The organism is Victivallis sp. Marseille-Q1083 (assembly GCF_903645315.1).
Taxonomy (GTDB): Bacteria; Verrucomicrobiota; Lentisphaeria; order Victivallales; family Victivallaceae; genus UMGS1518.
This window is the reverse complement of sequence record NZ_CAHJXL010000002.1, coordinates 682,775-706,209: the sequence shown is the minus strand read 5'-3', so window position 1 is coordinate 706,209 and position 23,435 is coordinate 682,775. Positions and strand designations below refer to the sequence as shown.

Here is a 23,435-nt window from a genome sequence, read left to right as displayed (position 1 = left end):
CCGCGCAATCCGGGCGGCCGCCGCGGAAATATCCGTTTTTTTTCATCGCGGGATTTGCATAACGCTCCGCTTCCGGTTATTGTTTGGCAACCGCCAAAGCAAGAGGAAATTATGCTGGAAGAAATTTTTCATAAAGTCGCCGTCAACGCCGCCTGGCCTTACCGTCTGGCGCCGCGCGGGACGGATTGCGGCCGCACTGTGGTGCTGGTTCACGGCATCATGCTGGTCGGTCCGGTGATGCATATGCTGGGGCGCTTTCTCTGCAGTCAGGGATTTGAGGTGTTCATTTATGATTATCGTTCCAGCCGCGATACGATCGTCGGACACGGCGCCAGGCTGAAAAAATTTCTGGAAGAACTGGCGGCTGATCTGCCGTCGACGCGACCGATTGACCTGGTGGCGCACAGTATGGGTGGGTTGCTGTGCCGTTGTGCGTTCGGCCATCTGGCGGCGGAACAACTGCCGGAGAACGAATGTCTGGTTCCGCCGCGTTTTCAACATCTGGTGATGATCTGTACGCCGAATTGCGGTTCCAGGCAGGCTGATTACTGGCTGTCGAAGATTCCCTGCGGCGAACAACTGGTCAAATCGCTGCCGGATTTGCGTTACGGCGAAGATGCGCCGGCGGCGACGCTGCCGGTGCTCCGCCACCTGAAAATCGGCATTATCGCCGCCGACCGCGATCATTGTGTTTCGGAGCAGTCGGCGCATTTGGAGACCGAAAACGATTTCATCATGTTGAACGGCACCCATACCGGAATTCTGTTCAGTACGGCGGCTGCCCGGCAGGTGAGCAACTTCCTGCTGTACGACCATTTCGACCACTATATCTGAGTGGGCGGCGAAGCGCCGCCTTCGCCGGAACCGGTTGACGGAATTTGCCAGCGGTAGTTGGCTAGCTTGAATACTGCTTACTTAGTTAAGATCATGCATTGTTGACACCTTGGAATCGACAAAAAACACTTTTTTATATTCCATCCTTTGACTTTTCGCTTCACCGCTCGTTCGCGAGTAACACCGCGTGAGGATACGCATCGCGTAGCGGCGATTTCTTCAATAATTTCGCGTCGGATATTTTTAATCAGATTCCGACTAAGGGGGAAAACGCGCGGTGGTGATCTTTCTCCGCAAAATCCTGACAGTTCCGATAAACGATAATGAATCCGGATCAATGTGTTTTTTCAGTGCCGCCTTGTACATCAATGTCCGTACCGTATAGTGTGCAAGGAAAAATCCATAAAGTTCCTGAATAACCAATTCCGGGGTTTTGCTTCGTAGATTTGTCCCCGGCAATTTCAAGTGATTTTTTAACTCGTCATACCCAATTTCAATTTCCCATCGTTCCTGGTACAATTGTGCGAGTTCAATTGCCGGAGCTTCTTCCGGCACAAGTATATTTGTGATCAGGCGGTATTTCTCTTTCGCACCTTTGAGTGCATATTCAATAACCCGCACCTGACTTCCATTGATCTTTTTCCGATGTTCTAAACCGCTGTAAAATGTACTCAAAAATGAGCCGTCAGGCAACATCTTTTCACATTCAAATTTCATATTATTTCGGATCCGAGCGGGAGACCAAAATAATCACTGTTCGCTTTTTCATCCGGGAGAGCGAAAGTTGTTCCGTCTATCGCCATCAAGCGCCATTTTTTGTAAAAAGCAAATGTTGACTCCGGCGAGGCCAGAGGGCGACAAATATCTTGAAATAAGACTTCCATTAACTTACTGCCCAAGCGTTTTCTTGCGCGTGAAATTCCTCCGCGGCCTTCAATGGCTCTGCAGGGAAATTTTAACTTCAGCCACTGCATACCTTCCAGAAGGCATCGAAGAACTTCCTGCAAAGACACGCTTGAGTAGAGCGAAAGACAAATAACGTAATATGCCATCAATTCCAATGGCAATTTGCGATAGCGTTTTGTTACAAGACCGCATTTTTACATCGCATTGGTGAGCGCATCGAAAGAAACAACTCCAAGCAGAGAGGCTAAGGTCAAAAAATCACTTTCACGAAAATTAACCGACAAACAAGATTTTGTACGCGCCATACAGTCTTCCGGGGGATTTGATGGATAATATAACATTGTGCTTGTAAATGTCAAGTTTTAAGTAAGCAGTATTGAAGCTAGCGGTCGCTATGATCATCATGAATAAAATCATAAGGTTTTATCCGGTGCTATAATCATTTATTAGTTGATAAACTCTTAACTTTCTGGTATAATTACCGATGATCGCCTCCTGTTGCAAGGAAAACTGCACATTATAACTGAAACTTCTGTTGCCGAGCGCGTCGGCGACGCTCTGCAGTTGCCCGAGCCGGTTGTAGGTGAAGGAGATGGCCGGGGTGTTGTCTGAATAATGGACGTTTTGCAGTTGACTGAAGTCGTCATAGCTGCAGGTGGTGACTACCGGCTGCCCGTAACGCTTTCTCGTCCAGGTACGGCTCAGCAGTTTGCCGTCCGGCGAATAAGAGTAGGCCGTCGATTTGCCGACGGCGGCGGTTCTGGCGGTCAACAGGCCGGAAGCGGCGTCGTAACTCCACGAAGTGATATCCGCCGCCGTATCGCCCGCCGGCCACTCCGCGCCGCTCCAGCCGCTGTCGCCGCGATACGTTTTCATCGCGGTCGGTTGGCCGAGGAGGTTGTTGTAGGCGAACTCGACCGGGTACTGCGCTTCTCCCCACGCCCGCGTCGGCAGCCCCATCGGGTTGTAGTAGTAATAATTCTTCCGGTTGAGCGGATTTTGCACCATAACCACGTTTCCGGCGGTGTCGTAATCGTAGACGGTGGTATTTCCGGCGGCGTCGGTCAGCGACCGAATGCGGCCGATCTTTCCGGCTCCGGCGGTATAATAGGCGGTCAGCTCCGCGCCGAGGCGCGGGTCGGTGACGGAGATGATGCGGCCGAGGCCGTCATGGCCGTAGACGGTGGTCAGACCGGAGCAACTCGTTTGCGAGGCCGGCTGGCCGTTGACGTAAACCAGCTGCCGGGCTTCGGTCGAGCCGGGGCTTACGGCGCTTACGGTGATGGTCTTGGTGCTGCGGTCGATCTCCGCCGATTGCGTGGTGATATTGCCGTAGATGTCGATGCCGCTGACCGCCGCAACTGTGCCGGCCGGCAGTCCAGAGAATTGTTCTTTGGTTTGCGCAACGGCGGTTGCGGTATCGTCGTTCAATATACCGTAAGATTGTACCTAGTGCAGGAACCAGTTGCCGTTCTCTTTCAGATAGCCGGTCTCGTCGATAACGATCCGGTCGCTCGACGCGGCGGTCAGCAGGCCGTCGCCGTCGCCGTTCCAGCCGGTTTGCGTACGGTTGCCGAGAGCGTCATATCCGAGGATGACCGTCGGTTGGCCGGTGCGGGCGATTCTAGCCAGTTGATTTTTTTCGTTATACGAGTAACTATCGGTGACCACCGCGCCGTTGAAGCCAGAACGTTCGGTCTTGACCGTTCTTCCCAGAGCCTGCGGCGGTCACTTCATAGTTGCCCGGCAGGGTGACGACGGTTCTGCCTCCGTGCAAATCGCCACCGCTGTTGACGCCGTTTGCATAGGAGTAACTGGTCACCGTTCTGGTGGCGTCGGTGGCCTGGATCAGCTGGCCGGCCGGATTGTATTGCCACATTGCGGTTAAACTGAGTCCGCCGCCGCTGACGGTTTCGAAAGTTTTCCGGTTCTTGGCGTCATAGGAGTAGGAGGTAACCAGGTCCGGTTGATCGCCGACAAAATTATATCCGCGTCTTCTGATTTTGCCAGCTTTTTGATTCGGGAATACTCCTCGATCAGCCATTTTTGAACGTGCGCCTCATTACGCTGATAAGCTTTCTTAACTGGTTTTTGCGGGGTCCCCCCCGTCGTTTCAAGTACTCCCCCATGGTTCGGACTGGGATTTCAACTCCAAAGGGAATCTTGATGTGCAACCGTACCGCCTGACGAGTCCAGAGCGCAAAAGGCAATTTTAACTGATCCGGACAATGATCGCCTGCTTGCGCCGTTCTTTGAGAGCGACCTTATCGAGTTTTCGGGCATCTTGAGTTTCCAAGCTGATAATATACTCCTTCACACACCTGTCCTAACAATTTTCAAAATGGCGTAATTTTCTGATTACGCCCCCTCATTTTCATCTATTTCACACCAATTCTCAAAAGTAGCCCCCCTTTGTTGTAAATCTGCTGTCCTAAAAAGCGAACTCTGGTTGANCACACCTGTCCTAACAATTTTCAAAATGGCGTAATTTTCTGATTACGCCCCCTCATTTTCATCTATTTCACACCAATTCTCAAAAGTAGCCCCCCTTTGTTGTAAATCTGCTGTCCTAAAAAGCGAACTCTGGTTGAAATGATTCCGGCTCCGGTGGTTTGGTAAATGGTTGATCCAGCCATTGGCGCAAGTCGCGGTAAACAAATAGATTCCATTTCAGGAAAGTGACCAGGGTTGAAAAATGCCATTGCGCTTTCGACAAAAACTTCAGGTACTTGGTCAGCAAAATAGCGATAAGCGCTGTCCAAACTTGAATCCGAACCGCATTTTCGCTGGTGCCGATAAACGTTTTGATCTTGAAGTTCTGCTTGAGCATCTTGAAAAAGCTTTCGATTTGCCAGCGAGCCTTATAGATGTCGCCGATCGTTTGTGCGTCCAGCTCAAAATTGTTGGTTAGCAAGGTCAATGTCCGATGGTTTTCCACATCGCAGACGACCACTTTGCGGAGACGTTCCGGATATTTGTCTTGCGAACCNCAGCGAGCCTTATAGATGTCGCCGATCGTTTGTGCGTCCAGCTCAAAATTGTTGGTTAGCAAGGTCAATGTCCGATGGTTTTCCACATCGCAGACGACCACTTTGCGGAGACGTTCCGGATATTTGTCTTGCGAACCACGCAGAAAAATGACTTCATCGCTCAAAACGGTTCCGGGATATTGCTTGACATCGTATTCCGGGATGTCGTAGGTCGTATTGGTCTTGAGGCGCGTGACAAAATCCACACCGGAGAGATTCCATTTATACAGCATGGAAAAATCAACGTATCCGCGATCACAAACCACCATGCTGTCACGCGGGAGTTCCATTCGTCTGGCGCTGTTTACCTCATGAACATCTCCATTGGTGAAATCAACGAACACGGGAAGATGACCATCGTGATCCAACAGCATATTGAGCTTGATTGCCCCTTTGGTTTGCCGATAGGTTGCCCATGGAAAAACTTTAACGCAAAGCTCAATCAGCGTTGCGTCGAGACTGTAAAGTTTCTTGGGAAACGAAAACTCATGCCGTGGCGCAATTGCATGGCAGTGTCCCAGAAGCATATGGAAAATATCGCCGAACATTTTCGGAGAGCGATGGGCATTGGCGTACGACAAGTTGGATTTGGTTGGAGCGGATTCCACTCCAAGATGATTCAATTTGCCTCCACAGGTTTTCAAACCTCCGCAAATCTCTCGCAGACTATTGGCCTGCGCCAACTGGCAGAAGATCATCGACACAAAATGTGCCCAACTGTCAAAGGACTGTTTTCGCTTGTCTCCATTGTGTTTCATGACTATTTCTTCAAATTCTCGCTTCGGTATCAAATCCAACACTTGACGAAAAAGACTGACTGATGTATTCTTCATTACGGAGCCTCCTTGTGGTTTAGGCAACCGTAATATACTATTACGGACAAGTTGGCTCCACTTTTTTCACCCTTTCAAAAGTTTGTTAGGACAGGCGTGTGAACTGGTGTGATAAAAATGAGGTCAAATATATTGTCGGATTGGCGAAAAATCCACGTTTGCTGGAATTATCAAAAGATCTTCAAGTGAAAGCGGAAGCACTTTACAACGAAACACATGAAAAAGCAAAACTGTTTACTCAGTTCGAATATGCGGCAGGAACTTGGAAATATCCGCGCCGGGTGATTGCCAAAGCGGAATTCAACTCCCCCGGACCGAATAATCGTTTTATCGTCACCAATCTTGATGATGATGGACAATATCTTTATGAAAAAGTTTATTGCGCCCGAGGTGAGATGGAAAACAGGATCAAGGAACAGCAGCTGGATCTTTTCGCTGATCGGACAAGCTGCCATGACTTTGCGGCAAATCAATTCCGGCTTCTGCTTTCAAGTTTGGCTTATATTCTCATGGAACGGTTTCGGGCATTGTTGTTGACAGGAACTCAATTTGCCGAGGCTACCTGCGGCAGCATTCGCTTATACCTGGTGAAAATCGGTGCCATTATTCGGCGGAATACCAGAAAAATTTATGTTGCTCTTTCAAGTGCTTGTCCAAATCAGGAACTCCTCCGCTTGATCGCTGCGAAAATCATCGCTTGGGAATAAAACCTTGGAGAGCTGTCCCCGGCTCGCCGAACAACAACGGGGGAAAGGGGGAATATGCTCAATTTGCAAAAAAACGACAATATCCGACTCTGAAAATAAAAACTTCCGAATCTTCTGAACATTTCTCGACGATTCGAAAGTTTCATGCAATATTCAGGTTAATACATCAAGCCGCACGGAAAAATAAGGTCGATCCAGACCGGCTTTCCTTTATCAATGCGGTACGAATTCTGTGCAGAAAAATCACTGCTGCTCATTTTCCCCCTCAAACCACAGGAAATTGAGTATATTCGCGAAGCAATCATTCAGGAAATTGCGGCAACAACTGCCTGTTCTTCTCGCGGGATTACACGAGAACGGGCAGTAAAACGCAAAATCAAAGGATGGAACATCAAGCAGGATTTTTCATCCAAGACGGCTCCGCATGAATGCTTTATTGATTAAAGTAAGCAGTATTGAGGTTAACGGATCATTTCGCAATTCATGATGGTCATTGAGATCTTCATGGCCGGCAACCAAACCAAAAACTCGTTGACGAAGCATGCTCAGATAGGAATGTTCAACTTTTCCGGGCTGTCGAATATCAAAAGAATCCAGCAGTTTACCGGCGCGCCGGGTCAAACCGAGTTTGCGGTCGAATTCTTTCACGAAAAGCAACCCGCCGTCACTGCTGATATCTCCACCGGCGAAATTGAATTCAATTTTTCTGCTTTTCGGACCTTGAAAGAACGGAATCGAAACATTACATTTTGTCATTGGCAGACCTCGGCATTATATTGTGATGTAAGATATTACAATATAATACGTTAGTCGATAATCTGCCTCTTTGTTTTTGAAAATTTACGCAATATTCAGGTTAGGAACATTATGAATATTATTGCAATAAATCAGCCGCGCGATCTGTATTTAGACGCGCTGTTGCAAGTTTGGGAAGCCTCGGTGCGGGCGACGCACTACTTTTTAACGGAAGAGCAAATCGTTGGATTGCGCCCTTTGGTGACGATGGGATTGCAGGGAATCCCGCACCTTTATCTAGCCTTTGACGGAGAGAAAATCGCCGGATTCATGGGCATTGACGGCGACAAACTTGAAATGTTGTTTCTCGCTCCGGCGAGTTTCGGGTGCGGCCTCGGGCGCAAGATGCTTCAGCATGGATTGACCCAACATCATCTTCAATACATTGATGTCAACGAGCAAAATCTGCAGGCCAGAGGCTTCTACGAGCACTGCGGCTTTGAGGTGATCGGCCGCTCCGAACTTGACGGACAAGGCAATCCATTTCCGATTTTGCACCTAAAAATCAAAGAGGTATGATCATGAAGAAAGTCAAAATCACCGTTTTGAAAACCACGTTGGATCAAGAGCTTGCCGCGGAATACGGGTCGGAAAACCTGGGGCCGTGCCCGATGTTGAAAGTTGGAATGATCTTTTACGCCGACTACGCCAAGCCGGAAGGTTTCTGCGACGAGGCGTGGAAAGCGATTTACCAGTATGTTTTCGCCCTGGCGCACGGCGGCGGCAATGAGTTATTCTATCATGGCGACTGGATTCTAAAACCCGGTGTGGCGATTTGCAGTTGCAATGACGGCTTGCGCCCGGTGATCTTCAAGCTCGAAGCCACCAACGAGGATGCCGCTGTCAATTACACGCCGATGCGGTAGGTTTGCTCAAAATCATCCACATCATCCGTTGCTTTGACCAGTCGGGTTCGCGGGCGATGGGACGGAGTTTGCGCTCGGTGAAGAAGCCGCGGCTTTGGCAGATGTTCGGCAAGGTCAGCACCTCCGCTTGAATGTCCGGGGCGAGGTTCACCAAGTTCATGATTTGGGTCATCCGGGGCTTGGTTACCCCGGCGATATGATGCAAGGTTGACACATTCGGAATCTGCCGCTCACGCAACAGCCGGTCGTAACGCAGAGCCAGCGCCAGCAGTTTGCTGATATGCGGTACTTTGCCCTGTCCCTGCAACTGTGGCGTATGCCGCCGGAATGGTTTGCCATTGCCCAGTATGAACTCTTTTTTCCACTTCATAAGCCATTTTTATCGCTCCATTTTGTAGGTTACATAATCGTAGACGGCGTTGATGCCGTGGTCGCGGTAGTTGATTTTGATTGTCCCTTTGGCGGCATCGAATATCAAACTTTCTATCATCAGGTCAATCACTTTTACTTGCTCAACTCTTGGGATTTTTTCCCACAGTTTGCCGAAGTCACGGCAATGCCACTCGATGCAGTTTTGGTCTATTTTGTTTGCCTCGATGGCGGTAATCTCCTGCCGCAGCAGCTTTAACCTGAATGTTGCATGAAACTTTCGAATCGTCGAGAAATGTTCAGAAGATTCGGAAGTTTTTATTTTCAGAGTCGGATATTGTCGTTTTTTTGCAAATTGAGCATATTCCCCCTTTCCCCCGTTGTTGTTCGGCGAGCCGGGGACAGCTCTCCAAGGTTTTATTCCCAAGCGATGATTTTCGCAGCGATCAAGCGGAGGAGTTCCTGATTTGGACAAGCACTTGAAAGAGCAACATAAATTTTTCTGGTATTCCGCCGAATAATGGCACCGATTTTCACCAGGTATAAGCGAATGCTGCCGCAGGTAGCCTCGGCAAATTGAGTTCCTGTCAACAACAATGCCCGAAACCGTTCCATGAGAATATAAGCCAAACTTGAAAGCAGAAGCCGGAATTGATTTGCCGCAAAGTCATGGCAGCTTGTCCGATCAGCGAAAAGATCCAGCTGCTGTTCCTTGATCCTGTTTTCCATCTCACCTCGGGCGCAATAAACTTTTTCATAAAGATATTGTCCATCATCATCAAGATTGGTGACGATAAAACGATTATTCGGTCCGGGGGAGTTGAATTCCGCTTTGGCAATCACCCGGCGCGGATATTTCCAAGTTCCTGCCGCATATTCGAACTGAGTAAACAGTTTTGCTTTTTCATGTGTTTCGTTGTAAAGTGCTTCCGCTTTCACTTGAAGATCTTTTGATAATTCCAGCAAACGTGGATTTTTCGCCAATCCGACAATATATTTGACCTCATTTTTATCACACCAGTTCAGCATTTTCTGCCGGCAAAAGCCACTGTCTCCCCGGAAAATAATCTTAACCTTCGGCCATTTCTGCCGAAAGCGCTTTACCAGTAGCGAGAGAATCGCCCAGGCATGCTTGGCCGCATCAATTTTTGATGGACGCAAATAAGCCACAAGTAATTGATCCCCGCAGAAAACATACAACGGCAAAAAGCAATAGTGGTCATAATAGCCATGAAAAAAGCGATTTTCCTGCATCCCGTAAGTGAGGTCATCGGTATAGATTCGGCAATTAACATACGTGCAATATTTGCTTGATGGTGTATATTATCATCATGGAAACTCAAGATGCACGAAAACTCGATAAGGTCGCTCTTGAAGAGCGGCGCAAGCAGGCCGTGAGATTGTATCAAAGCGGCAAATGTAATAATTGTACAGAAATCGGAAAAATCGTTGGAGCGCACCGCAACACGGTGGGCAAGTGGATAAGCAGGTGGAAAAAAAGCGGCTTGCGTGCTTTGAAAGTAAAGAAATGTGGTCGTCCAGTCGGCTTTGGACGCCGTCTGCTTCCGCATGAAGAGAGTAAGATACGGAAAGATTTGGTTGATCATTGTCCGGATCAGTTAAGATTGCCATTTGCGCTCTGGACTCGTCAGGCGGTACGGTTGCACATCAAAATTTCCTTTGGAATCGAAATACCAGTCCGAACCATGGGGGAGTACTTGAAACGCTGGGGATTTACGCCGCAAAAACCAGTTAAGAAAGCTTATCAGCGCAATGAGGCGCACGTTCAAAAATGGCTGATTGAGGAGTATCCCCGAATCAAAAAGCTGGCAAAATCAGAAGATGCGGATATCTTTTGGGGGGATGAAACAGGAATTCGCAATGACGAGGCCAAGGGCCGCAGTTATGCGCCGAAAGGCAACCCCCCGGTGCAAGCAGTCAATCCGGTACGCGAAAAAGTTAATATGATCAGCGCGATTACCAACCAGGGGAAAACTCATTTCATGTTTTACAGCGAAACGATGACGGCTCAACTCCTGATTCAATTCATGGAACGTCTGATTCGTCAAAATGAACGGAAAGTGTATTTGATTCTGGATAACCTGCGGGTTCACCACAGCAAAACGTTGACTGGTTTTCTGCAGGAAAACGCAGCTTTCATCAAGTTATTTTTCTTGCCGAGCTACAGTCCCGACCTGAACCCGGATGAATATCTCAACCGTGACTTGAAATCAAATCTGAGCAACAAGCCCTTGGGGTGCGCCAAAGGCAAAATAACCGAACATGCCAAGCAACATATGGAAATGATAGCTGAACAACCGGAACGAATCAAGAAATTATTCCATTCCAAGACTGTTTTATATGCAAGTTAGTTAGTTGCCGGCACAATAATATTCAGGCTAATCGCGATGAATATCCATATAACTATATCAAATATGTATTACCGGAGATAATAAAATTTTTGCTTCAGGTCAAACTATCCCCGATGCAGAGCAAGGGGGTATTGAATCCACGAAGGAATAAAAAATGGTTCAGAAATTATATTATGGGTGTTATAGATTCGGCAATTAACATACGTGCAATATTTGCTTGATGGTGTATATTATCATCATGGAAACTCAAGATGCCCGAAAACTCGATAAGGTCGCTCTTGAAGAGCGGCGCAAGCAGGCCGTGAGATTGTATCAAAGCGGCAAATGTAATAATTGTACAGAAATCGGAAAAATCGTCGGAGCGCACCGCAACACGGTGGGCAAGTGGATAAGCAAGTGGAAAAAAAGCGGCTTGTCTGCTTTGAAAGTAAAGAAATGCGGTCGTCCAGTCGGCTTTGGACGCCGTCTGCTTCCGCATGAAGAGAGTAAGATACGGAAAGATTTGGTCGATCATTGTCCGGATCAGTTAAGATTGCCATTTGCGCTCTGGACTCGTCAGGCGGTACGGTTGCACATCAAGATTTCGTTTGGAATCGAAATACCAGTCCGAACCATGGGGGAGTACTTGAAACGCTGGGGATTTACGCCGCAAAAACCAGTTAAGAAAGCTTATCAGCGCAATGAGGCGCACGTTCAAAAATGGCTGATTGAGGAGTATCCCCGAATCAAAAAGCTGGCAAAATCAGAAGACGCGGATATCTTTTGGGGGGATGAAACAGGAATTCGCAATGACGAGGCCAAGGGCCGCAGTTATGCGCCGAAAGGCAACACTCCGGTGCAAGCAGTCAATCCGGTACGCGAAAAAGTTAATATGATCAGCGCGATTACCAACCAGGGGAAAACTCATTTCATGTTTTACAGCGAAACGATGACGGCTCAACTCCTGATCCAATTCATGGAACGTCTGATTCGTCAAAATGAGCGGAAAGTGTATTTGATTCTGGATAACCTGCGGGTTCACCACAGCAAAACGTTGACTGGCTTTCTGCAGGAAAACGCGGCTTTCATCAAGTTATTTTTCTTGCCGAGCTACAGTCCCGACCTGAACCCGGATGAATATCTCAACCGCGACTTGAAATCAAATCTGAACAACAAGCCCTTGGGACGCGCCAAAGGAAAAATAACCGAACATGCCAAGCAACATATGGAAATGATAGCTGAACAACCGGAACGAATCAAGAAATTATTCCATTCCAAGACTGTTTTATATGCAAGTTAGTTAGTTGCCGGTACAATAGCATCGAAATCAAGAATCAATTCTCGAGGCGGCGTGGAGAAACTTTCGATAAAGAATTCGACAAACAATCGGCTCAAATCTACGCAAGCACGACGATCGATTCCATTTTCGAATCGACATAAAGTGCTTGGAGTGGCGAGTTGACGATCACGACCGACAACAGTTTGAATCAGCGGATCAGTTCGCAATTCATGATGGTCATTGAGATCTTCATGGCCGGCAACCAAACCAAAAACTCGTTGACGAAGCATGCTCAGATAGGAATGTTCAACTTTTCCGGGCTGTCGAATATCAAAAGAATCCAGCAGGTTACCGGCGCGCCGGGTCAAACCGGGTTTGCGGTCGAATTCTTTCACAAAAAGCAACCCGCCGTCACTGCTGATATCTCCACCGGCGAAATTGAATTCAATTTTTCTGCTTTTCGGACCTTGAAAGACCGGAATCGAAACATTACATTTTGTCATTGGCAGACCTCGGCGTTATATTGTCACGTAAAATATTACAATATAATACATTAGTCGAGAATCTGCCTCTTTGTTTTTGAAAATTTACGCAATATTCAGGCTAGAAAAACCAAACTCTTCATAAAATTTAAGTAACATTTCAATATTAGTTACAGGAGAAGTTACAGTACTCCGCACTGCAACATTTTTTTGACGTTGCAATAACCTTTTTGCTCCAGCAGAAGCCATTTCAAAAGATCCACCTCCAGCAACTGTCGGACATTGCATATCATGAATTTCTTGCGGGCCATCAAGACTCACTAAAACTTGTACTTTATTTTTTACGAGAAAATCAGCAATTTTGTCGTCAATCAAAGTAACGTTTGATGTCATTCGGTATTTAAAACTCTTACTATAACATTTGCCTATTTCAGTACTATAGTCTATAGCATATTCAATGCCAGATCTGTTCATCAATGGTTCTCCCCCAAAAAATACCAGCTCTAATTCCTGATTATCTCCCGAATTTTCCAACATCCAGTGAATTGACTCCCTAATGTTTGCGCGCGATATATTTCTGGTATGCAATCGATCCCCACAATAGCAATATCTACAAGCAAGATTACATGACTCAGACATTGCAAGGATTATACTTGAAATAGAAAAGTTCTCATAATATTTTGCAAATGAAATTTCAAGTTCCTCGTCAGTAAACTTATAATTCGGCACATCAAATAATCCATTATGTGCAAGAAGCATTATTTCACGAGCAGCACTATCCACGTCAGTAGCATCAAAACGTCCCTCTGTAAGTACCCACGTGCTCGCTTTCTGAATAGAAACACCTTCAAGACACTTGGCAAGAAGTATATAACTCACTTCATCGATTTTGTAAAGAGCTTTAGTTGAAGTATCAAAACAAAAAAAATCATTAAATACTTCAAATACATGATAGGGAGGAGGTGCTCCATTTTTACGAATTGGAATATTACTTATTTCTTCATGAGCATTTTGTTTTTTTACAGTTTTTTTAGTCATATCCCCTCCGATATTATCATTTTTAGAACTGGCCTCAAAATAATAATCAAACATGCCAGTAATACAAACCCTAAATAATTACCAGCTTTGCTTATATTCCCAATGGATCGCGATTTTCTAAAATTCTGGGGTCACGCATATTAATCCGTTTTACTTTCCTCCTTCTTTTTAGCTGTACAAAATCCAACGATCCTGTTCTTTTCTGTAAGTTTTTTACTCTAACCTTATTTTGGTGCATAAACCTTGCCATCAGCCAAGTATTTCAAAATTTTCCTTCCTAACGTTTTTTCATAGACGTGAACTCGTATGCCAATACACTTGCTACATATATAGGAACAAGAAAATAATGAGTATCTACGATGAATATAATCTTTGAATCTTTTTTTCCTTTACTTTTCGCTAATATCAGCTTTAAAATAACCTTATTCACTCTATATCCTTCCCATGAGAGAATATACTCTACAAATCCTATTCCTTCAAGACCTTAACACAATAAAGGGCTACCTTGTTCAAGATTTTTTCTGCTATTTTTTAAGAAAAAAACTAATAATATTTTCACTTATATAATAAAGCAAAATATATAAATACAGTAAAAAAAAATAAAACAATTTATTTTATTTACTAAAATAGAGCACGTAATTATTTTTAGTCAAATCAGAAGTAAAACAAATCACTAAAAAAAAATACACATTTTCTCATAAAAATAACGCCGCGTATAAGTTTTTTTGAATGACAATTGAGCGAGAGCGTGTTTTGATTTAAATTTGGTTAACTACAAACAAATTTAAAAGAATTCCAAACATACTCACTAAAGAGTGTATCACCGAAGTATATTTGGAAGACGGACATGTTGAAAAAGATCGAAAAAAAACTTGAGAAGCCGTGGTCCACAGCCGAAATTATCGAATGTGGAAGTAATCGTGGAAATCGTCGGCGAGTCAGTTGACTTGGACAAAGACAAAGCGATTCACCGTTAATTTTGAGATCATTGGCATTCCCTGTTCTCAAATGAACCTCTTTTCTACGGCAAACTGGGAATCTCTGAAAATTGAAGTACCTAGATTTTGTTCTCTCTATTAAATCAATTGCCATTGCAAACAAAATGAATCCTGCGAAAAGCCCTCCATTTGCAGAATCTAACCCTTCACCGATTTCGGGAAAGACTTACTATTGCTTCGGCTGACGCGCCAGAATGATCCGGTCGATGTAGATATTGTCGACACCTTCACTGATGACCGGAGCCGCATAGACCGACATGCTCGGACCAAGGCTGATTTCGCCAAGATCGATCCAGTGATAACCGTCCAATTCGCCCAGCTTGCGCGTCTGCGGCTGATCCTTACGGTTGGCGGCATCGTAAACGCCGGCCAGAATCGCCACTCCTTCCGGGTTGCTCCCCTCGGCCCGCACGCTGATCCAGACCCGCCAACGATTTTCCGCCGCCGTCAGGCCGGCGGCCAGCAACTCCGGCAGCGGCAGGTTGACCGCCCACTGGATATGGTTGTTCGGCATCCGGACCGTCTTGCCGTACGGCGAACGTTCATCCGCGGCCGGAAAAGTCCAGAGTCCCTCTTTCGCCAGCGCGAAATTGTCGGCGGAAAATTCAAACCATTCCCGCTCCGGCAAACCTTTACAAAACTCCGGCACCTCGCCGGAACGCTTCAACCGTTTCGGCCCGGCCAACAGCGCCGGCACCTGCCGGTACAATTCGTCGATCCGGGGAATCTCACCGAGATTGGTCACCTGGTAAGCCTGGTAGGTCGCTTTGATATCCTCCCAGAGCGCCAGGCGCGCGGCGTACTCCGTTTCGCTCAAGCTGCCGTTCCAGGCCGACGACAACGGGTGGCAGACCAGCGCCAGGTCATACGGCAGCCGGGCCCGGCGCAGCCGTTTCGCCAGCACCTCCCGCTGCTCCGCCGGCCGGTCGGCCAAGGCCGCGGCCGCCTCGTCGAACAGCCGCAACGCCGTCTGCAGCGTCTCAAACGACAGCCAGTCGTTGACATCGCCGCGATAGCAGCCGAGCGGCTTGTTCCGCCCGGCGAACTCTTCCGTCATCAAGTCGATGACCGCGAGCAATTTTTCGCCGGCGGCCGGCGAATAGTAACCGTTCAGAAACTCTTGCATCAACTGCCGCTGGTCCTGGTACGGGTCCCACAGCAGTTGGGCGACCACCCAGGCCCGCATCTGCACGAAGTCACCGCAAATTCCCGAGCCGATATCGCCCTGTTCGAAAACAGTCGCCACCTTGTTGTCGGCGAAAAAGCGCAAATCGTCGCCCAGATGACGCGTGTTCGGGTGCGGAATCAGATAGTTGGAAAAGTTGGTCACGTAGTTCCAGATCGCCAACTGCGATGAAATCGCCTTCCACTTCAGGAAATCCTGCCGGAACGTCTCGTTGGCGGCCGAATCGTAAGGCCGGCAAAAATCATTCTGATAGCAGCAGAGACGGATCAGCACGTTCCGGCGCGGCTTGACTTTGGCCGGCGGCGTCTGGGAGTAAACGTAAGCCAGCGTTTCGACCAGCACCTCCGGAAATTCCGGCTCAATGGCGGCAGCAACCGCATTGACCGCCCGGATGATCGGACCGGCCGGCGAACCTTCTTCCGCTTCGATCTGCGCGCAGGCGTCGCAATGGCAGCGCAACCAGCCGTCGTTCTGACTGACCGAGATGATCTTCGTATCGGGATGTTCGCGCAGCTCTTTCAGCACCGCCGTTTTCAACGCGTCCAGCATGGCCGGATTGCTCCAGCAGGGCTGTTCGCCATTGCGGGCGCCGGATTCGTCGAGCGCATACCAGTCGGGATGATCCTCGAAATATTGCGAAGCCGGCAGCAGGTTCCCCATCGTATGAACGAACCCGAGCAGCGTCAAATGACCGCCCCACTCCACCGGAATTTCCTGAAAATGACCGTTACTCTTCAGCTTCACCGCGAACTGCGGCGCATGGTTCGGTTCCCAGTAATGCACCTCCCGACCGAGGAATTGCGGCGCATAACGCACTGAAAGCCGGTCCGGCAGGCCGAGTTGCTCCACCGCCGGAACCGACTCTTCGGTCGAAGTCCAGAAACGCACCTGCCAGAACCGTTCCAGCAGCGTATAAACCGCATACAAAGTGCCGCGCGGCCGGGCGCCGCTCAAAATCAGGTTACCGTCCACCGTTTCGATGATGATCGCATCATCTCTTTTCAACCAGGCGGCCGTTTCCGGCGTATCCCCGAGCAATTCCAGCGCGGCCGGCGAGCGGCCGATTAAAATATGTTTGCCGTCCTGCCGCGGTTCGCCGACGATCGGCAACTCCACGCCGGACAACGCTTTGACATAACGCTGCAACTCGGCCGCCGCCGTCTTTTCCGCCGGAATCGCATCGGCGGCGACGACGATCGCATAATCGCTGCGGCCGCGATCGGCAATCTCCAGAGCCGACAGACCTCCACTCCAAAATATTCCGCCCGCCGCCGCCAACCGCCGCAGAGAAAAACCGTACCTCATAACCCCGTGCTCCCTTGCATTGCTTCAAGTCGTCGGAAAATTTTCGCCGTTTCCGGCCCATTTGTTGAAATATAACGAAAAAATACCGGAAGGCAACCGGACCAATCAATGGAATGTCGAAAAATAACCGGGCAACGCCGGTCCGCCGTCCGAAGAGCATTGCTCCATTCCGGCGGCCGCACTCACTTTTTCAGGAAGCAGCCGCCGAGCGACGGAACGATCAGCCGCCAACCGCCCTCCCCCGCCGGGGCAATCGTGCCCGCTCCAATCACGTCCGGTTTACGTTCCGCCGCCGGCCAACTGAATTCAGCCGGCCGGCGCGAAACATTCCAGAAAATCGTCCCGCGGCTGAAATCGCGCCGCCAGACGCCGGGCTGCGCTTCCGCGCCGTCATTCTCCGGTTCGCCAAGCTGCAGGCCGTAAAGCCCGGCCGCTTTCGCGGCATCGCGGTCCCACAGCGCGGTATAGTCGGTCCAGCACAAATCGAATATCATCGCATAGGCGTAGGAAAACATCGCTTTATTGAAGACGTCCGGATCATTTTCAGGCAGATAGACCAGCGGCAGCAGCAGCTTGCCGTGTTTGCGCGCTTCCGCATAACGTTTTCCCAGCAATACCAGTTCAGCCGGCGTCTGATTCAACTCCCGGCTGGTGCCCCCCACCCAGACCGCCGATTCCCACATCAGCGCATCCGCCCGCGGCCAATGCGAAGCGATCGGCCCATTGAGGATCACCGCCCGGTCGTCGCCGTAAGATTTCACCAGCGCATACATTTTATCCAGCAGTTCGAAATATTTGTCGGTATTGCTCTTCTCCGGTTCGGCGTGACTGTGGATGCCGAATTTGTCGCCGTAACACTCGACGGTCGGACCGGCCAGGTCGACAAAAATACCGTCATAGCCCAGCTCCATCAATCCGGCCACCTGGCGCAACGCGGCCTCCTGCACACCATCCTGGTGCAGACAGTTGTAAAACAACCCCATATGACCGTGCATCGTCCCCCACAAATCGTGGAACCGCTCACCGTTTTCGTCGATGCAGACCCAATCGGGATGATTGTCGAGCAGCCGCTCGTCACTGAGCACCGACTCCCGCCATTCGTCGAACACCTCCCGGCCGCCGGCCAACTGCGCTTCGGCGTCCAGATAACAGGTGTTGCCGACGTAATACAGCAATTTTTTGCCGCGCCGGTGGACCCGCGCCAGAATGTCGGGATTCGGCTGCGAACCGATGATCACCGAAAAATCCTTCAGCCGGGTATCCAGCACCTCATCGTTCCAGAATTTGCCATCTTCGACGCTCCACGGCCGGTAATAACCGGCCAGCGACCGGCAGCCGGTCAGCCACTCCGGTCCCGGCCTGCCGTAGTCAACCACTGACGACGAGGCGACTCCGAACGACACATAGGAAGACCCCTGCCGATAAAATGCCGCCGCCTCTCCGGCATCGGCGACCAAACCGGCGCCGAAGGCATTGTGATAACAGCCGCCCGGCGGCAGTTCCTGGTCGTGCTCAATCGCCCGTTCATAGAGAAAACTGTCGCCGTCCGGTTCATACTGATAGCCGACAATGCCGTTGGCGGCGACCGCCAAACCGCCGGCGGACCGATCGAACGGCAGAAAAACGAACGGCACATGGTCCAGCTTGTTGTCAACAGTGCGGTCGAACGGCTGGCGGCGCATCGCCTCGCCATCCGGAACCACATAGTCGGTAGCGTCCATATGCCAGCTCCAGAAGAAATACTCGACGATATTCGATTCATTGCCGTTGATCAGCCGGCCGTCGACGACGATGCCGTCCAGCTCCTGAAAAGTCTTCACCGCCAACCGGAAAATACGGCCGCCCGGCACGTCGTATTCCAACACCCATTCATTATAATTGCCGGGATTGTGGAACTGCGGTTCCCGGCGCGGCGAACCGAGGGAAATCCAATTGTTGTTATAGCCGATATTCGGTTGGAATTCGATCGTCCGGGCGCCGTTCGTCAGCGCAACCCCGGCCCCGTTACAATGAATCCGCGCCCGGGCATTCAATTGCAGAAATTCACCGTCCGCAGCCGCGGCGGAGCTGCCGTACAAGGCGGCAATCAACAGTAAAATCGTTTGACACCATCTCATTTGTATGCATCCATATTGTTTTATCCGTCCAAAGAAAGCAAACGACAGGAAGGCGGTCAAAAGACAGCCTTGGGAAGTAAAAAAAATGGGAAATCAGCACTTGCCGACGGACCCGAATCAGTCCGCCGGCAAGGCGTCAGTCGATCATGATAACCTCTGCCGCCGCATCCTCCGCCACCGGCGCGGCAGCGGGCGGCGGCAGGCCGGCGGGCGGCCCCCCCGCTTCGCCCGCCGGTTCCGGCACGCTTTCCAGCGTTTTCTTCTGAACGAAACAACCGCTCATCGCCGGGATGGTGATCTTCAAACCACCGTCCGCCATCGACGCCAGATGACCGTTGCCGACCACTTCCGGCGTCAATTCCTGCACCGGCAGTTCCAGCGTCACCGGCTGGCGCGCCACGCTCCAGAAGAACGTGCCGTTGCTGAAATCGCGCCGCCAGACGCCGGGATGCACTTCGCTGCCGTCACCCTCCGGTTCACCGGCCTGCAACGCATACAGCACTTCCGCCCCTTCCCGGTCCAGATCCCACAGCGCGGTATAATCGGTCCAGCACAAATCGAAAACCATCGCATACGCATAGGAGAACATCGCATTGTCAAGCACGTTTTTCTCCGGCAGACTGACCAGCGGCAGCAACATTTTGCCGTGTTTGCGCGCTTCCGAATAACGCTTGCCAAGCAACACCAGCTCCGACGGCGTCTGGTTCAACTTGCCGTCGCCGCCGGCAAACACCGCCGCTTCCCACATCAGCGCATCGCCGCGCGGCCAGTTCGAGGCGATCGGTCCGTTGAGGATGACCGCCCGATCATCGCCATAGGATTTCACCAGCGCGTAAATTTTATCCAGCAATTCGTAATATTTGTCGGTATTGGTTTTCTGCGGCTCGGCGTGCTTATGGATGCCGAATTTGTCGCCGTAGCACTCGACGGTCGGGCCGGCCAGATCGATGAAAATGCCGTCATACCCCAGTTCCATCAGTTTGGCCACCTGGCGCAAAGCGGCCTCCTGCACGCCGTCCTGGTGCAGACAGGTGTAGAACAACCCCATATGGTTGTGCATCGTTCCCCACAGGTCATGGAAACGTTCGCCTTTTTCATCGATACACACCCAGTCCGGATGATCGGCCAGGTCGCGTTCCTCGTTGAGATACGATTCGGTCCACTCTTCGTAAACCCGCCCGCCGGTGGCCACCTGTTCCTTCGTGTCCAGGAAACAGGTGTAGATGACGTAGAACAGCAGTTTCTTGCCGCGCTGGTGGACCCGCTCCAGAATCTCCGCATTCGGCTGGGAACCGATGATCACCGAAAAATCCTTCAGCCGGGTATCCAATACCTCATCGCTCCAGAATTTGCCGTCCTCGACGCTCCACGGCCGGTAGTAACCGGCCAAGGTCCGGCAATCGGCCAGCCATTCCGGCGCCGGCTTACCGTAGTCGGCCACCGACGACGAGGCGGCTCCGAACGACGCATAGGGCGAAACCTGCCGGTAAAAAGCCGCCGCCTCTTCGGTGTCGGCGACCAGAGCGGCGCCGAAAGCGTTCTGATAGTAACCGCCGGGCGGCAGTTCCTGGTCGTGTTCAATCGCCCGTTCGTAGAGGAAACTGTTACCGCCGGGTTCGTACTGATAGCCGATGACGCCGTTCGGCACCATCGCCAGGCCGCCGATCGAACGGTCGAACGGCAGGTAGACGAACGGCGCGTGATCGAGCGTGCTGTCCTTCGTCTGGTCGAACTGTTGACGCCGCAGCAAATCCCCTTCCGGCACCACATAGCTGGTGGTATCCAGGTGCCAGCTCCAGAAATAATATTCGACAACATTCGATTCGCTGTCGTTGACCAACCGGCCATCGATCAGCGCGCCGCTGAAATTCGGAAAGGTCTTCACGCTGAGCCGGAAAGTCCGGTTGGCCGGCACATCGTATTCGAGGATCAACTCGTTGTAGCTGCCGGGATTCTGGAATTGCGGCTCGCTGCGCGGCATGCCGAGCGGCACCCATTCGTTGTTATGCTTGATGTTGGGTTGAAACTTGATGCTCTGCCGGTTCCGCGTCAATTCGACGACGCCGTCGGCACAATGCACCTTGGTGTTGCGGTTCAATTCCAACACCGCTTCCGCCGCCCGGGCCGTCCAACTGCAAACCACCACCAGTCCGGCCATCAAAAACCTGCTCAACTTCATAACCCGATTGTTCCTTGCTTGGTTAGCTGTATATTTTTAATGAGTCTGAAACGCTACTTCGTCCCGCCGCCGTACCCCGGCTGCGCCTGCAGCACCTCGATCAGCGTCAACAAATTCGCCAGCGGTACGTCGCTTTCCACCGCATGGGCGGGTGAAACGATCAGCCCGCCGTCGGCGCCGGCCTGCAGCAGCGCCTCGACTTCCGCCGCCACATCCGCCTTTTTGCCATACGGTAAAGTTCGCTGGGTGGAAACCCCGCCGTAAAAGCAGAGCCGGCCGTGGTAGCGCTGCAATAAACCGTGCACTTCCATCACTTCCGGCTGGAACGGATTGAAAGAGTTCAGACCGATTTCCAGCAGATCGTCGAAAAGTTCATCGACATCGCCGCAGGAGTGGATGCTGACGAATTTGCCCGCCTCCACGCCGACCGCGTACATCCGCTTCAGCTCGGGATAGAAGAACTCCTTCCACAAGGGATATCCCATAATCAACCCGTGCTGCTGTCCCCAATCGTCACCGAAATGAATGCAGTCGATGTCGTATTTCACCGCCTGACGCATGTGGGCGATGTTGTAGTCGGCCACCGCCCGCAGCAAATCCCTGACGAACTCCGGGTGCAGATAAAGATCCATCAGCAGATCTTCCATGCCGCCCCGCAGCGTCCAGGCCCGTTCGACCAGTGAAAATCCCAAATTGAATCCCCGGAAGCGGTCTCCGTCCGCCGCAATCCGGCTTTCCAGACCGGCGAAGAAACGCCCGTCCAGCGGATCGGGAAATTCATAGCCGCGCAGCGTCGGCTCCGGCAGCAACTGATTTCTGACAATGCCGATATCCCTGTCCTGGCTCCGGTCCCAGACCACCCCGAAATAATCTTCGACGCAATCGCCGCCGACCGGCCGGAAATAATCGTCAAATCCGCCCAGTTGCAGCAGATGGTTGTCCAGCGCCCGGTCGACGTCATCGGTCCGGAAATGTCCGGCCAGCAGCCGCTGCGCTTCCAGCGTCAAATTGATCTGCCACGGCACATACGGCACAGGCCGGTGGCGCATGGCCAAGGTTACGACTTCACGTTTGTTCATTCCGGTTCATTCCCTGCAATTGATCATTTTCTCCGGAGATTTCCGGCACCTAACTAATAAATAACAAATTCAACTCATTTCAAGGCCGTCGAATGGAAATAGAAACAATTATTGCACCCCCTCCCGAATCCGCCTGAAGGTATCGCCGGCGGCCGCATAGCCGTGCCGGTCCCAATCGACGATGAGCAGCGCATGGGACAACGCGTCGCAAAATGGAAGATCAACCGGAGATATTCGGCGTCATCCTTCAAAATACGGATGCGTTCCCGCAACCCCGCGTCGCCGTCCGGCAGTTGCGCTTCCGCCCGGCGCAAGACCTCGACGACGGCGGGGCGCCGGTGGGGTACCGGCGGGCGAAATCGTATTACTTCTTGGCTTTGTAATAGTAATCGTAACAATCATGCGAATAGGTCTGGTAATATTCATTGATATGCATCCAGCCGGCATGACCGTCGACGAAAACGAAATTGGCGCCGCTGTTGTGCCGGCGCGATTCGCCGTCCGCCACGCCCCAGGTCGGCAACGCCAGCCACAGGCGGTCCCATTCGCCGGCGACGCTGTCCGAGCAGTCGCCGATCGCAACGGTGTTGGTCGGCTGTTCCACTTCGGTGGTCTTGCGGCGCGGCTTGTCGAAGCCTTCCGGCGGATTGGTGCCGCTCCGCCAGCCGCCCAGTTCGATGTTCCAGGCGTAAGACACCCCTTTCAACGAATCCAGCGCCGCATTGCTGCCGCTGTCGCCCGGACATTTGATCGTTTTGTTGTTAAACCAGAAATTCCAGCAATCGTCGGTCGTCGGCGAATCCGAACTGCCGCCGATGTACGGCATCAGTTCCATCGTCCAGGCCAGCCGGCCGTAACCACTGAACCCATAGGGCTTCTCGGTATCCAGGCCGAGCAGGTAATCGTTATTGTCATTGGCATACATCACCAGGCCGGTTCCCATCTGCTTGAGATTGTTGACGCAACTGATCGCCTGGGCCTTCGCCTTGGCTTTGGCGAGCGCCGGCAGCAGCATGCTGGCTAAAATTGCAATAATCGCAATCACGACCAGCAATTCAATCAATGTAAAACTTTTTTTCATT

General features: G+C 50.9%; 23 protein-coding genes and 2 pseudogenes. 7 read left to right on the top strand and 18 right to left on the bottom strand.

The window, feature by feature from the left end; all coding sequences use genetic code 11:
- The first annotated feature begins 111 nt into the window (after positions 1–111).
- Positions 112–834 carry a triacylglycerol lipase gene (locus tag HWX74_RS18950; RefSeq protein ID WP_176015118.1) on the top strand — a complete coding sequence of 241 codons (723 nt, stop codon included), beginning with the start codon at positions 112–114 and terminating at the stop codon, positions 832–834.
- A gap of 258 nt (positions 835–1,092) precedes the next feature.
- Here the strand turns inward: HWX74_RS18950 and HWX74_RS18945 are convergent, their stop codons facing one another.
- From HWX74_RS18945 to HWX74_RS18915, 7 genes and pseudogenes are all read right to left on the bottom strand, one after another.
- A complete protein-coding gene (locus HWX74_RS18945) occupies positions 1,093–1,551 on the bottom strand; it encodes a transposase (protein WP_176015117.1) in 459 nt (152 codons plus the stop codon).
- Positions 1,548–1,919 (bottom strand): annotated as a pseudogene (locus tag HWX74_RS18940) (transposase domain-containing protein); the annotation flags it as partial. The pseudogene HWX74_RS18940 and the gene HWX74_RS18945, both read right to left, overlap by 4 nt.
- Before the next feature lie 244 nt (positions 1,920–2,163).
- Positions 2,164–3,171, bottom strand: a complete 1,008-nt coding sequence (locus HWX74_RS18935) for an RHS repeat domain-containing protein (RefSeq protein WP_176015115.1) — start codon at positions 3,169–3,171, stop codon at positions 2,164–2,166.
- Positions 3,172–3,189: 18 nt separating this feature from the next.
- Positions 3,190–3,411, bottom strand: coding sequence for a hypothetical protein (locus tag HWX74_RS18930; protein ID WP_176015114.1), 222 nt, complete (start codon positions 3,409–3,411; stop codon positions 3,190–3,192).
- The gene (locus HWX74_RS18925) at positions 3,398–3,784 is read right to left on the bottom strand and encodes a hypothetical protein (protein ID WP_176015113.1); all 387 of its coding nucleotides are present in this window, start codon (positions 3,782–3,784) and stop codon (positions 3,398–3,400) included. The genes HWX74_RS18930 and HWX74_RS18925 overlap by 14 nt, the downstream gene beginning before the upstream one ends.
- Positions 3,785–3,804: 20 nt before the next feature.
- Positions 3,805–3,965: pseudogene (locus tag HWX74_RS18920) on the bottom strand (winged helix-turn-helix domain-containing protein); the annotation flags it as partial.
- Between the two features lie 344 nt (positions 3,966–4,309).
- Positions 4,310–5,602 carry an IS4 family transposase gene (locus HWX74_RS18915; protein WP_303048128.1) on the bottom strand — a complete coding sequence of 431 codons (1,293 nt, stop codon included), beginning with the start codon at positions 5,600–5,602 and terminating at the stop codon, positions 4,310–4,312.
- Positions 5,603–5,700: 98 nt separating this feature from the next.
- On the opposite strand from HWX74_RS18915, the gene HWX74_RS18910 reads away from it, so the two are divergent.
- Entirely contained in the window at positions 5,701–6,309 is a 609-nt protein-coding gene (locus tag HWX74_RS18910) for a transposase (protein WP_176015110.1), read from the top strand.
- Positions 6,310–6,714: 405 nt separating this feature from the next.
- On the opposite strand, the gene HWX74_RS18905 is transcribed toward HWX74_RS18910, so the two are convergent.
- Entirely contained in the window at positions 6,715–7,065 is a 351-nt protein-coding gene (locus HWX74_RS18905; RefSeq protein ID WP_176015109.1) for a transposase, read from the bottom strand.
- 111 nt (positions 7,066–7,176) lie between these two features.
- Between HWX74_RS18905 and HWX74_RS18900 the strand changes: the two genes are divergently transcribed.
- Positions 7,177–7,623 (top strand): GNAT family N-acetyltransferase, encoded by a 447-nt coding sequence (locus HWX74_RS18900; protein ID WP_176015108.1) that lies wholly within the window; start codon positions 7,177–7,179, stop codon positions 7,621–7,623.
- A gap of 2 nt (positions 7,624–7,625) precedes the next feature.
- The gene (locus HWX74_RS18895; protein ID WP_176015107.1) at positions 7,626–7,970 is read left to right on the top strand and encodes a TIGR04076 family protein; all 345 of its coding nucleotides are present in this window, start codon (positions 7,626–7,628) and stop codon (positions 7,968–7,970) included.
- Here HWX74_RS18895 and HWX74_RS18890 read toward each other — a convergent pair.
- From HWX74_RS18890 to HWX74_RS18880, 3 genes are read right to left on the bottom strand one after another with little or no spacing between them, the layout of a single operon-like run.
- On the bottom strand, positions 7,948–8,340 hold the full coding sequence (locus HWX74_RS18890; RefSeq protein WP_176015106.1) for a hypothetical protein: 393 nt from the start codon (positions 8,338–8,340) through the stop codon (positions 7,948–7,950). The two genes, HWX74_RS18895 and HWX74_RS18890, sit on opposite strands and share 23 nt — an antisense overlap.
- A 9-nt stretch (positions 8,341–8,349) precedes the next feature.
- Positions 8,350–8,766 (bottom strand): hypothetical protein, encoded by a 417-nt coding sequence (locus HWX74_RS18885; protein ID WP_176015105.1) that lies wholly within the window; start codon positions 8,764–8,766, stop codon positions 8,350–8,352.
- Positions 8,757–9,620, bottom strand: coding sequence for an IS1380 family transposase (locus HWX74_RS18880; protein WP_303048132.1), 864 nt, complete (start codon positions 9,618–9,620; stop codon positions 8,757–8,759). The genes HWX74_RS18885 and HWX74_RS18880 overlap by 10 nt, the downstream gene beginning before the upstream one ends.
- 50 nt (positions 9,621–9,670) lie before the next feature.
- On the opposite strand from HWX74_RS18880, the gene HWX74_RS18875 reads away from it, so the two are divergent.
- Complete coding sequence (locus HWX74_RS18875; protein ID WP_176015103.1) at positions 9,671–10,711, top strand: IS630 family transposase; 1,041 nt, start codon at positions 9,671–9,673, stop codon at positions 10,709–10,711.
- 238 nt (positions 10,712–10,949) lie between these two features.
- Positions 10,950–11,990 (top strand): IS630 family transposase, encoded by a 1,041-nt coding sequence (locus HWX74_RS18870; protein WP_176015102.1) that lies wholly within the window; start codon positions 10,950–10,952, stop codon positions 11,988–11,990.
- Here the strand turns inward: HWX74_RS18870 and HWX74_RS18865 are convergent.
- The 6 genes from HWX74_RS18865 to HWX74_RS18840 form a co-directional block, all read right to left on the bottom strand.
- The gene (locus HWX74_RS18865) at positions 11,987–12,472 is read right to left on the bottom strand and encodes a transposase (protein WP_176015101.1); all 486 of its coding nucleotides are present in this window, start codon (positions 12,470–12,472) and stop codon (positions 11,987–11,989) included. The genes HWX74_RS18870 and HWX74_RS18865 overlap by 4 nt on opposite strands.
- Positions 12,473–12,556: 84 nt before the next feature.
- A complete protein-coding gene (locus HWX74_RS18860) occupies positions 12,557–13,543 on the bottom strand; it encodes a radical SAM protein (RefSeq protein ID WP_176015100.1) in 987 nt (328 codons plus the stop codon).
- 1,113 nt (positions 13,544–14,656) lie between these two features.
- Positions 14,657–16,978, bottom strand: a complete 2,322-nt coding sequence (locus HWX74_RS18855) for a DUF4838 domain-containing protein (protein ID WP_176015099.1) — start codon at positions 16,976–16,978, stop codon at positions 14,657–14,659.
- A 182-nt stretch (positions 16,979–17,160) separates the two neighbouring features.
- On the bottom strand, positions 17,161–19,095 hold the full coding sequence (locus tag HWX74_RS18850; RefSeq protein ID WP_176015098.1) for a putative glycoside hydrolase: 1,935 nt from the start codon (positions 19,093–19,095) through the stop codon (positions 17,161–17,163).
- A 136-nt stretch (positions 19,096–19,231) separates the two neighbouring features.
- Positions 19,232–21,274 carry a putative glycoside hydrolase gene (locus HWX74_RS18845; RefSeq protein WP_176015097.1) on the bottom strand — a complete coding sequence of 681 codons (2,043 nt, stop codon included), beginning with the start codon at positions 21,272–21,274 and terminating at the stop codon, positions 19,232–19,234.
- Between the two features lie 53 nt (positions 21,275–21,327).
- The gene (locus HWX74_RS18840; protein WP_176015096.1) at positions 21,328–22,353 is read right to left on the bottom strand and encodes a uroporphyrinogen decarboxylase family protein; all 1,026 of its coding nucleotides are present in this window, start codon (positions 22,351–22,353) and stop codon (positions 21,328–21,330) included.
- Between the two features lie 212 nt (positions 22,354–22,565).
- Here HWX74_RS18840 and HWX74_RS18835 point away from each other — a divergent pair, with 212 nt between their 5' ends.
- On the top strand, positions 22,566–22,736 hold the full coding sequence (locus tag HWX74_RS18835) for a hypothetical protein (RefSeq protein ID WP_176015095.1): 171 nt from the start codon (positions 22,566–22,568) through the stop codon (positions 22,734–22,736).
- On the opposite strand, the gene HWX74_RS18830 is transcribed toward HWX74_RS18835, so the two are convergent.
- Positions 22,718–23,434: a prepilin-type N-terminal cleavage/methylation domain-containing protein gene (locus HWX74_RS18830; RefSeq protein WP_176015094.1), complete on the bottom strand. Its 717-nt coding sequence runs from the start codon at positions 23,432–23,434 to the stop codon at positions 22,718–22,720. The genes HWX74_RS18835 and HWX74_RS18830 overlap by 19 nt on opposite strands.
- Between the last annotated feature and the right edge of the window lies 1 nt (position 23,435).

Coding starts and splice junctions, on each gene's coding strand:
- HWX74_RS18845 (WP_176015097.1), bottom strand. CDS start 21,274: ATGAAGTTGAGCAGGTTTTTGATGGCCGGACTGGTGGTGGTTTGCAGT.
- HWX74_RS18855 (WP_176015099.1), bottom strand. CDS start 16,978: ATGAGGTACGGTTTTTCTCTGCGGCGGTTGGCGGCGGCGGGCGGAATA.
- HWX74_RS18850 (WP_176015098.1), bottom strand. CDS start 19,095: ATGAGATGGTGTCAAACGATTTTACTGTTGATTGCCGCCTTGTACGGC.
- HWX74_RS18860 (WP_176015100.1), bottom strand. CDS start 13,543: ATGTTTGATTATTATTTTGAGGCCAGTTCTAAAAATGATAATATCGGA.
- HWX74_RS18875 (WP_176015103.1), top strand. CDS start 9,671: ATGGAAACTCAAGATGCACGAAAACTCGATAAGGTCGCTCTTGAAGAG.
- HWX74_RS18950 (WP_176015118.1), top strand. CDS start 112: ATGCTGGAAGAAATTTTTCATAAAGTCGCCGTCAACGCCGCCTGGCCT.
- HWX74_RS18835 (WP_176015095.1), top strand. CDS start 22,566: ATGGAAGATCAACCGGAGATATTCGGCGTCATCCTTCAAAATACGGAT.
- HWX74_RS18840 (WP_176015096.1), bottom strand. CDS start 22,353: ATGAACAAACGTGAAGTCGTAACCTTGGCCATGCGCCACCGGCCTGTG.
- HWX74_RS18865 (WP_176015101.1), bottom strand. CDS start 12,472: ATGACAAAATGTAATGTTTCGATTCCGGTCTTTCAAGGTCCGAAAAGC.
- HWX74_RS18900 (WP_176015108.1), top strand. CDS start 7,177: ATGAATATTATTGCAATAAATCAGCCGCGCGATCTGTATTTAGACGCG.
- HWX74_RS18925 (WP_176015113.1), bottom strand. CDS start 3,784: ATGGCTGATCGAGGAGTATTCCCGAATCAAAAAGCTGGCAAAATCAGA.
- HWX74_RS18890 (WP_176015106.1), bottom strand. CDS start 8,340: ATGAAGTGGAAAAAAGAGTTCATACTGGGCAATGGCAAACCATTCCGG.
- HWX74_RS18905 (WP_176015109.1), bottom strand. CDS start 7,065: ATGACAAAATGTAATGTTTCGATTCCGTTCTTTCAAGGTCCGAAAAGC.
- HWX74_RS18830 (WP_176015094.1), bottom strand. CDS start 23,434: ATGAAAAAAAGTTTTACATTGATTGAATTGCTGGTCGTGATTGCGATT.
- HWX74_RS18895 (WP_176015107.1), top strand. CDS start 7,626: ATGAAGAAAGTCAAAATCACCGTTTTGAAAACCACGTTGGATCAAGAG.
- HWX74_RS18870 (WP_176015102.1), top strand. CDS start 10,950: ATGGAAACTCAAGATGCCCGAAAACTCGATAAGGTCGCTCTTGAAGAG.
- HWX74_RS18945 (WP_176015117.1), bottom strand. CDS start 1,551: ATGAAATTTGAATGTGAAAAGATGTTGCCTGACGGCTCATTTTTGAGT.